This window comes from Actinomadura sp. KC345, from assembly GCF_004348515.1.
Lineage (GTDB): Bacteria > Actinomycetota > Actinomycetes > Streptosporangiales > Streptosporangiaceae > Spirillospora.
In genome coordinates, this window is record NZ_SMKH01000079.1 from 18,660 (window position 1) to 28,280 (window position 9,621).

The 9,621-nt window shown below is 72.0% G+C and carries 8 protein-coding genes; 1 reads left to right on the top strand and 7 read right to left on the bottom strand.

All coding sequences use genetic code 11. The features are described from left to right. Nucleotides 1-4 precede the first annotated feature (4 nt). The 4 genes from E1281_RS15685 to E1281_RS15700 form a co-directional block, all read right to left on the bottom strand. Nucleotides 5-985, bottom strand: coding sequence for a 1-acyl-sn-glycerol-3-phosphate acyltransferase (locus E1281_RS15685; RefSeq protein ID WP_131878773.1), 981 nt, complete (start codon nucleotides 983-985; stop codon nucleotides 5-7). 1 nt (nucleotide 986) lies between these two features. Further along, entirely contained in the window at nucleotides 987-1,859 is an 873-nt protein-coding gene (locus tag E1281_RS15690; RefSeq protein ID WP_243716987.1) for a patatin-like phospholipase family protein, read from the bottom strand. Nucleotides 1,860-2,000: 141 nt separating this feature from the next. Continuing rightward, entirely contained in the window at nucleotides 2,001-3,935 is a 1,935-nt protein-coding gene (locus E1281_RS15695; protein ID WP_243716988.1) for a glycoside hydrolase family 3 protein, read from the bottom strand. A 453-nt stretch (nucleotides 3,936-4,388) separates the two neighbouring features. After that, nucleotides 4,389-5,369, bottom strand: coding sequence for a PRC and DUF2382 domain-containing protein (locus E1281_RS15700; RefSeq protein ID WP_165958947.1), 981 nt, complete (start codon nucleotides 5,367-5,369; stop codon nucleotides 4,389-4,391). 387 nt (nucleotides 5,370-5,756) lie between these two features. Between E1281_RS15700 and E1281_RS15705 the strand changes: the two genes are divergently transcribed. Next, a complete protein-coding gene (locus tag E1281_RS15705) occupies nucleotides 5,757-6,782 on the top strand; it encodes a matrixin family metalloprotease (protein WP_131878777.1) in 1,026 nt (341 codons plus the stop codon). A 44-nt stretch (nucleotides 6,783-6,826) separates the two neighbouring features. Here E1281_RS15705 and E1281_RS15710 read toward each other — a convergent pair whose 3' ends face one another. The 3 genes from E1281_RS15710 to E1281_RS15720 form a co-directional block, all read right to left on the bottom strand. Further along, the gene (locus tag E1281_RS15710; protein ID WP_131878779.1) at nucleotides 6,827-7,381 is read right to left on the bottom strand and encodes a class E sortase; all 555 of its coding nucleotides are present in this window, start codon (nucleotides 7,379-7,381) and stop codon (nucleotides 6,827-6,829) included. A 152-nt stretch (nucleotides 7,382-7,533) separates the two neighbouring features. Next, a complete protein-coding gene (locus E1281_RS15715) occupies nucleotides 7,534-8,694 on the bottom strand; it encodes a chaplin family protein (protein WP_165958948.1) in 1,161 nt (386 codons plus the stop codon). A gap of 200 nt (nucleotides 8,695-8,894) precedes the next feature. After that, nucleotides 8,895-9,512: a hypothetical protein gene (locus E1281_RS15720; protein ID WP_131878783.1), complete on the bottom strand. Its 618-nt coding sequence runs from the start codon at nucleotides 9,510-9,512 to the stop codon at nucleotides 8,895-8,897. Nucleotides 9,513-9,621 lie beyond the last annotated feature (109 nt).

A 9,621-nucleotide genomic window follows, 5' to 3' on the forward strand; every position in this document is an offset into this window, starting at 1 on the left:
GATGTCACTTCGGGGCGGGTGCCCGGTTTGCGCTGATCCAGGCGTCGGCGCGCTCCCACTGGGTGTAGAGCCAGTCGATGCGGGCCTCGCGGCCGCGCGGGACGTCCTCGGCGGAGATCCGCCACCAGCTGGCGTGGACGGGGCCGCCGAGCGGGACGTGCCGCCAGACGTCGGCGACCGTGGCGATCCGGTCCAGCCCGATGTGCGCGACGAACACGACGTCGGCGGACGGGGCGGATTCCAGCGCGGCGAGCACGCCGCCGGGGCGGGGCGGCATCAGGTTCGGCATCCGGGACGCGCGCTCCGCCTCGTCGGCGCGGCGCAGCCGGGTCAGCCGCCGGATCGCGCGGCGGCGGCGTTCCGGGGAGAAGTTGCCGCCCTCGGGGAAGATGACGAGCGCGTCGCGGGGGCCGAGGCCGGCGGCGAGGCGCGCGATGCCGTCGATGCCGCCGCCACCGGACGAGACGAACACGTTCGGCAGGCGGTTCGCCGCGATGTCGATGCACGGGTCCAGCTGGAGTTCGGCCTTCATGACCACGCGGGGCCGCCGCCGGTAGTCGGTGAGCAGGTGGTGGACGAGGAGGAGCGCGTCACCGGGACCGGCGTGGCGGCTGAGGACGATCAGCGGCCGGTCGCCGGCCGCCGTGCCGGGCGCGGTCTCGCGCTCGCCCTCGATCTCCATGCGGAGGCCGAGCCGCCGCCGCGCGACCGAGTACAGGCCGGCGACGTAGCGGCGGATGATGTCGTAGTGCCGGTCGTCGCGGGTCCGGCGGCGGCACCACAGCCATCCGCACTCCAGCACGGCGACCGACTCCCGCGTCCCCCACGCGAGCGCGAACCACAGCAGCCGGGCGGCGCGCCTGCGCCGGCGTCCGAGGACGAACGCCACCGCGTAGGCGACCGGGAACACCGCGACGAGCAGAAGGGTGAGGAGGAACAGCAGCGGTGTGAGCACCAGACGGCGGACGAAGGGGGGAGGCAGCATCTCACGCCCGTTCTTTGAGGTACTCCAAGGATGCCTGGTAGGCGCGATCGATGTGAGGGCGGATTCCGGACACGTTCCGGTAGCGCACCTGGGTGAGATCGACCCCTGCCTTCTGCTGCTTGCCCCCCGCCGGGAGGACGTGGACGTCCAGGCCGTCCGGCAGGCTCGCCATCTCCTCGAAGAAGCGGTGCCGCCGCGCGATCTCGAAGGCGACCATGCCGACCTCCCACGGGCGGCGCGGCGGCCGCAGGTCCCGCTCGATGCGCCCGACGTGCAGGACGTAGATGGTGGTGGCGCCGAGCATGACGGCGCGGCCGACCGGGATGCTGTGCACGAGCCCGCCGTCGAAGTAGTGCCGGTCGCCGATCCGGACGGGCGGCAGCAGCCCCGGCGCCGCGCAGGACGCGAGCACCGCGGGGTTGAGCGGCCCGTCGGTGAACCAGTGGCCCATCGCCGTCTCGATCCCCGCCGCGACGCACTGGAACGGGATCTCCAGTTCCTCGAACGTCCGGGCGGGGAGCAGTTCGTCGAGCATCCGGCGCAGCGGCTCGTTCGAATGCAGGTGGGTTCCGGAGCGGGCGAGCGTCCACAGCCGCGACCAGACCCGCGCGCCGAAGACCTCGCGGACGGAGTCGTCCGACCACAGGCCGGTGAGCCGCTCGACCGCCGTGTCGGGCCCGGCGGCGACGAACGCGCCGTTCAGCGCCCCGATCGACGTCCCCACGACGAGGTCGGGCCGGACGCCGTGCTCCCGCAGCGCCCGCAGCATGCCGACCTCGTGCGCCCCGAGCACCCCGCCGCCCCCGAGCACGAAGGCGACGCGGGGCCGGTCCTCCGCCTGCGGCCCGCCGTCCATCCGCGGCTCGGTTCCCACAGCCCCTCCTTAGCACGCCGAGGGCACCCTCTCCAGCCGAGCGCACACTAAACGACCGCCCGCCACGTTGACTTGCGGCGTGTTGTTGTTATGAGCAGCCGCATAACAACAACACGCCGCAAGTCAACGTCCGGTGGAGGGTCAGCGGCGGGTGCGGAGGCCGTGGCCGTAGGGGAACAGCGGGTCGTAGTCGCGGTCGCCGATGTTGATGGGCTCCTGGTCCTCGCTGCGGGGCCAGGTCACCGGCAGGCGGCCCGTGAACGGGCGCTTGCCGAACAGGACGTCCGCGACGCCCGCGCCCTCGCTGCCGGGCAGCCAGGACATGACGAACGCGTCCATCTCCGGCAGCCGGTCGGTGACGATCTGCGGGCGGCCCGCGACGTCGACGACGACGCAGGTCTCGATCGCACCGCACACCTTGTCGATGTTGGCCTTGTCGGCGTCGGACAGGTTCAGCGTGTGCCCGTTGCCGACGTCGCCGACGCCCTCGGCGTACGGGGTCTCGCCCACCACGACGACGCCCACGTCACTGCCCGAGGTGGGCGCCGACGCGTCCTCGCTGTAGGTGACGTTGCGGGAGTACTGCTCGATGCCCTCCAGGATCGTCGTGCCGGGGATGATGTCGCCGGACTGCCCCTGCCAGGTGACCGTCCAGCCGCCGGCCTGGTTGCCCATGTCGTCGGCGTTGACGCCCGCGACGTAGATGTCCTCGCCGCGCTTCAGCGGCAGAGCACGGCGAGAGTTCTTCAGCAGAACCTGCGACTCGGCGACGGCCCGGCGGGCGACCTCGCGGTGCGCCGGCGAGCCGATCGTGCCGGCGTGCCGCCGGTCGGTGTACGGGCGCTCGAACAGGCCGAGCTCGAACTTCGCCTTCAGGATGCGGCCGACGGCGTCGTCGATGCGCGACATCGTCACCCGTCCCGCCCGCACCTCGGCGAGAAGCGTCTCGACGAACTGGGGTGCGGTATTGGGCTCCATGAACATGTCGACGCCCGCGTTGACGGACGTCCGGACCTGGGTGGCGTAGTCGCCGGGGATCTGCTGGATGGCGGCCCAGTCGCTGATGAGGAAGCCGTCGAACCCGATCTCGCCCTTCAGGACGCCGGTCAGCAGCTCCTTGTGCGCGTGCATCTTGAGCGGATTGCCGACGCCGTCCTCCTTCCAGTCCACACTGGAGAACGACGGCATGATGCTGCCGACGTCGTGCTTCCGCACGGCCGTGACGTACGGCGCCACGTTGGTCTTCATGAACGTCCGGCGGTCGGTGACCGTGACGCCCTGGTCGAGGGTGTAGCCGTCGGTGGTGGACGAGCCGAACACCGTGTCGCCGTCGCCCGCGTAGTGCTTGACCGTCGCGAGGACGTGCTCGGGGCTCTTCAGGTCCCGCCGATGGCGGCCCTGGAGGCCCTCGATGCCGGTCTCCATCTTCGTGACGAGCTTCGGGTCCTCGCCGTAGCTCTCGTAGGCGCGTCCCCAGCGCAGGTCGCGGACGACGCAGACGCACGGAGCGAAGCTCCACTGCGGTCCGGTCGCCCTGGTCTCCTTCGCGGTGATCTCCTGCGTCTCGCGGACCAGGCGCGGGTTGCGGGTGGCGCCCATCGCGATGTTGTGCGGGAAGACCGTCGCCCCGACGAGGTTGTTGTGGCCGTGCACCGAGTCGATCCCGTACAGCAGCGGGATCCGCAGCCGGGTGGCGAGCGCCTTCGACTGGTAGGCGTCCACCATGTCCGCCCAGCCCTCGGGGGTGTTCTCGGCGGGCACCGAACCGCCGCCCGACAGCACCGAGCCGAGCTTCAGCTCCGTGATCTGGTCGCGGTCCCCGTCGACGGCGCCGCGCTCGGCCTGCGTCATCTGGCCGACCTTCTCCTCCAGGGTCATGCGGCCGAGGAGGTCGTCGACCCGCGTGGAGACGGGGAGCCACTTGTTGAGGTAGGGGGCGCTCGCCGGAGCGGCGGGCGGGGAGACGGCCGACGCGGGCGGCGCCGCGATGGCCGACGGGAGGCCGGCGATGGTCGCGAGCGCGACCATTGACCGTCCGATCCGGGGGCTGATGACGCGTCTGTAGGGGTGTCGCAAGTCGTCCCTCCTGGGTCGCTACCTCGACGCCGCGCGGCCCGGCGGACCGCGCCGGGGCCCGGAATCATGGCTCGCCCGGACGGCCATGATCCCTGCACCGGTGACGTCGTCACCCAGGAAAATCCTCCGGCTCCGCTTACCTGTCAAGAAACCTAACTATTTACGCGCGGCCCGCCGTGGAGGCCGTGGAAAGGGGGCTTGACGGAGATCAACTTCAGCGCTATCCCGTGCTCCCGGGCGGCGCCGGACCAGCCGCCTGACCACCGCCCGCGCTCCCCTCCGCAAGCCGGACGGACCACTGGAACGATCGACGCACCGCCCGCCGTGGGCCCCTACCGCACCCATGGCCACACCCGGTCACCCGCCGCGCGTGAACGGGCGGTCACGCGGACGCCCGGCCGGTCGGCGGGTGGGCGACTCGGCCGGGCGCGCTCGCGTCGTGCTCAGGCGGAGCTACCGGGATCGGTCGCCGCGCTCGCCGCGACCGGTCCGCCCGCGCTCGGTCGTCATCTCGTCGTCGCGCGTGACCTCGACGCGCTCCTTGCGAAGCTCGCCGCGGACCGTCTGCTCGTCCTGCACCTGCTCGGTGCGGATCCGGACGCGCTCGACCGGGATGGCCTCCTTCGCGATGATCGGACGCTCCTCGTAGAGGATGATCTCCAGATCCTCCTCGGAGACCGACACCTCCGCGCTCGGACGGCCGTCCGCGATGGGCTCGCGGTCGATCTTGATCTCCTCGTGGGAGACGGGGATCGTGCGCTCGACCATCTCGGTCTCGATCCACTTGTGCACGTGGACGCGGCCCGTCTCGTGCCGCTCGGTGTTGATGCGCATCCGCTCCTCCGACCGGGTGATCTCGGTCGGGGCGGACTCCGCGCCCGCGCGGGCCGACTGGGCCGGCATCTGCTTCTTGCCCTTCTCGCCCTTCTCGGGGCGGACGGCCATTCCGGCCGCGCCCGCGGCACCGCCCGCGGTACCCGCGGCGCCCGCCGCGGCCGCCTTGCCGGAGGTCTCCTGCGGGCCCGTCGTGCCGGTGCCGGCCCGGCCTTCCTCGCCGGTCGTGCGGCGGTCACCGGACGTCTCCGTCGACGTGCCCGTCTCCTCGGTGCGGCGCCCGCCCGGGGGACGCACGCCGTAGTGCCGGTAGAGGTCCACGATCTGCGCATGCGACAGGTGCTCGTCCGCGTCCACGTTCGGAGCACCCTTGATGGTCTCCTTGTCGTAGGGGACCTGCAGCATGTCCTGGTTCTTGCGCGCTCCGGAAAGGGGGACGAAGCTCTCCCGCATCCCGAACCATCCGGTGTGCACCGTCACCCACTCCGGCGCGCCGGAGTCGTCGTTGAGGTAGACCTGCTTGATCGTGCCCACCTTCGCCCCGTTGGTGTCGGTCACACTCGTGCCCATCAGTTCCCGCACCTGTGTCTGCGCCTCCACGTTGAACACCTCTGCTTCCGTGAGAACGCTGCCGGACGGCGGGGGGTGAGGGGAGGGCGGTACCCGCCTCTCGGTAGCGGTGAGTCTCGGTCGGACGCCGGGGGCACCGGCGCCCTTGTTCTGTTGATCCCGAGTTGCCGGATTACTTGCTGCGTTTCCGAATAGGTGCGATGTAAACACGTTTACACGATTATGGGGTGCGGTTGACCGAAGACTTACGTCGCCCCCCTCCGACTCCATGGGCACTTTTCCGCAGCAAATTCTCATCGCGCATATTTACGACTGCCGACGCGCGCACAATGGTGATCATTTTAGAAAGCGGCGGTTTCCCTTTCCCCGTCCCGCGCAAGACTGCGAAAGGACGTTCCCACACATCGGAGAACTGATATGCACGGATTCCCACGCGCGTCCGGGCCGGTGGCGGCGGCCGCGGCGGTGACGGCGGCGCTCGCGTGCACGGCGCTCGCGTGCACGGCGCTCGCGTGCACGGTGACCGCCGGTGCCGGGACCGCCCTGGCCGCCCAGCGGTCGCCCGCCTGGTGCAAGCCCGGCGGGACGCTGTCCGCCCGCGCGATGCCGCAGAAGGTCAAGATCACCGACTGCGACCTGCGCGGCCGGACCGTGCGCGGCGCCAACGGGCTCGCCGCGGTCGTCCCGTCCGACGGGACCTCGCTGGTCGCGCACGCGATGCGCACCACGGGCGGCGCCGAGCTGCGCATCGAGGTCGACGGCCGCGCGGGCGCGGTCACGATCAGCACGAAGGGCGGGCGGGTCCCCGAGGGCAGGCCGCGCGCGTCCCGCGCGCCCCTGGATCCGTGCGAGGACGGCGTGCACCGTCTCGAACCCAGCAAGTGGCCGAAGGGCTCGACGGTCGAGTGGCGCTACCACCCGGGGACGAGCGGGCTCCCGAAGACCGGCATCGCCGAGGGCGTCTCGAACATGGTCGACGCCCGCACCGACTGCGGGAACGGGGACCGGTTCACCCCGCCGCCCGACGTGGGCGCGCGCGACGCGGGGCGGTCGGACGGCCCCCCGAACGTGACCGGGGACGCCGCCTGCGGGAACCGGAACCGGGTCAACACGTTCGGCTGGCTCGCCATGACGGGCGCGGAGCGCGACATCCTGGCCGCGACCTGCATCTGGTACGACGGGGAGACCACCGTCGAGACCGACATGGCGTTGCAGGAGCGGGGCAAGACCTGGTGGTCGGATGGGACGTGCCAGTCCGGCGCCTACTCGGCCGAGGCCGTCGCGACGCACGAGGCCGGGCACGTCTTCGGCCTGGACCATGTCGAAGGCGCGGACCACGTCAACCTCACCATGACCCCGTCCCTCGCGTCGTGCGACGACGGGCCCGCCACCCTCGGCAAGGGCGACTACGACGGGTTGATCGCCCTCTACGGCGGACGCTGACCGGCGAGCGGGCACGGCCGCTCGCCCCGTCCGGCGTCCGGCCGTCAGCGGATGCGCTTCTTCTGGTGGAGTTTGCCGACGACGACGAGGCGGTAACGGTCCGAGCCCTTCGGGGTGCAGGTGATGAGCGTGATGTACCCGCCGTCGGGCGCGCTGCCCCGCTTGAAGGGCACCGGCTCCAGGACCCGCCTGTCGTCCGGCTCGATGACGCGCTTGCCGCTCGCCTTGTAGACATAGGACGTCCCGCCGGCCCGCAGCACGATCGGGTCGCCGCGCCGGATCCTGTCGAGCTTGTGGAACGGACGGTGCCAGGTGGTCCGATGGCCGAAGAGGGCGGTGTTGCCGTCCCGCCCGGGAAGGGCCGTCCCCGGGTAGCGGCCGACGGCGCGCCGCAGCACGGACTCGCCGACGCCCTCCCTGACCTCGGTCTTCAGCCCGATCCGCGTGATCTGGAGGCGCGCGATCAGCGCGCCCTCCTTCGGACCCGCGGGAGCGGCGACCGGAGCGGCGGGCTCAGCCTGCGCCCGCGGGACGCCCAGCACGGACGAGCCGCAGCACACGGCCAGGGCCGTGGCGGCGAGGGACTTGCGACCGAGCATGGTCGACCTCCATCGACGAGGAAAAGGGGGCGGCACGTCTGCCGCCCCCTCGACTTCATGGGTTCTGCTCACCCTCGGCCGGCCGATGAAGGGCCCCTGGATGAGAGAACCATCGGCTGCGGATCGTCACCCGCGCCGATTCACGCTTCGCCTCAGTTCAGGGCCGGGGCGCCGACCTTGACCGGCGCCTCGTTCCCCGCCGGCAGCTTCGGGCCGACCTGCCCCGGCTTGACGTTCACCCCGGGCACCGACACCGGTGCGGTCTTCTTGAGCGAGTCCAGGAGATCCTGGACGGCGGGCAGGCCGTCCGCGGTCCGGTAGTTCGGGGCCGCCGGCGCCGTGCGGGAGCCGCTCCCGCGCAGCTTCAACGTCAGCTTCTTCCCGACCGAGGACAGCTTCCCGACCGAGGACAGCTTCCCGACCGGCTTGCGGACCTTGGTCTTCTTCTCCACCGTCCGCAGCGTGGGCGGCAACTCGTCGTCGGGGTCACCGACCGAGGCACCGCCCTTGCACTGGGCCTGCGCCGCGCTGAGCACGACGGCGACCGCGTTGCCGCACACGTTCACCGGAACGCTGATCGGCGCGTACACCTGGTTCCCGCCCAGCACGCTGAAGTTGCCCGACGTCTTCATCTTCGGGGCGTCGTGGGCGTCGCGCTCGACCGAGGCGCCGCCCTTGCACTGGGCCTGCGCCACGCTGAGCACGACGGCGACCGCGTTGCCGCACACGTTCACCGGAACGCTGATCGGCACGTACAGCTGGTTCCCACCCAGGATGCTGAAGTTGCCGGAGGTCTGCATGCCCCCGTGGCCGTGGTGGCCCCAGCCGCCCTTGTCGCCCCAGCCGGAGTTCGTCCGGTATCCGGGAGCGTCGTAGCCGTGGTCGGACTTGCCGGACGAGACGCTGGCGCCGCCCTTGCACTGGGCCTTGGCGATCCCGACGATCGCGATCGCGTTGCCGCAGACGTTGACCGGGATGCTGATCGGCGCGTAGACCTGGTTGCCCCCGCCGATCGAGAAGTTGCCCGAGGTCTGCATGTCGTCGCCGCCGCCGTGCCGGGCGTTCTCGACGCTGGAGCCGCCCATCGACTGGGCCTGGGCCGCCCCGAGCACGGCGCCGACGGCGTTGCCGCTCACCTCGACGGGGATGGAGATCGGGGCGTGCACCTGGTTGCCGCCCAGCACGCTGAAGTTGCCGGACGTCTTCATGTCCGTGTCGGCGACGGCGCCGGCGGGGCCGAAGGCGGCCCCGGCGGCGACGGCGCCCGCGGCCACCAGGGCGGCGCGGCCGGTGTTCCTTGCCCACTTGCGCATGGTGTTGCTCCTGTCCTGTTTCGCGATTGGGTGAATCGGTGGTGGTCGCTGCGCGGCACCTTCCGGATGGGCGCAGCTCGCAGCGGCCATGCGAGGCCGTTGCGGATCCGAGAGAAGTTCGTTGAGGTGACCGGGACGGGCGGCGCGCTCGATCGCGCGCGGGCCGTCCGGGAACCGGCCTCTGCGGGCCGGGGGCGGCCCTAGTCCGGGACGACGGACGGGCCGCCGGGCGCGGACACGTCGGTCAGCGCCGTGCGGTGGAACGTGCTCGTGTCCGCGGCGGCAGGCGCCGCCGCGTACGGGCCGTCGCGAAGATCGGCGATCGGCACGAACACGTGCCCGCCGGAGCCTCGCGGGCCGTCCTGGCCGGACGGCGCCACGGGCCCGGGGGCACGCTGGTCCCCCTGGCAGCCGGCGCAGCGGCCCGGCGCCTGGTCCTCCGCATCGGACGCGGCAGACCCCTGCACACCGGGAGCGGGCGCGGCGCCACCGGCCGCCTCGCCGCTCGCGTGCCTGTCATCGTCCGTCGGCGACCGCTGCTCCTGCTGAGCCTCGGCCTGCGGATTCTCGCCTGGAACGGGCTGCGTGTCCGCGATCTCGCGAACGAGCCCGCCCACGATGGGCGCGTCCTGCCGGACGTCCCCGAGCCGCACCCGCGGGATCCCGGCCGCGTCGGCCAGCTTCCTCACATGCCGGACGGCCCTGTCCTTGCGGTCGAACACCTCGTGGCGCCGCCCCTGGAGAAACTCGACAGGACGGTCCCCGACCTCCTGCACCCACTCCGGCAGCTCGCGCCCCCAGGCTTCCGCGTCCTGCATCGGCCGATCGCCGAACCCCTTCGGCGCTCCGTCGAAGACGGGCGGGGTGTCGGCGGAGCCGATCCGGGCGGGCCAGGTGCCGGCCGGATCGGCTCCTGGCCCTTATTAA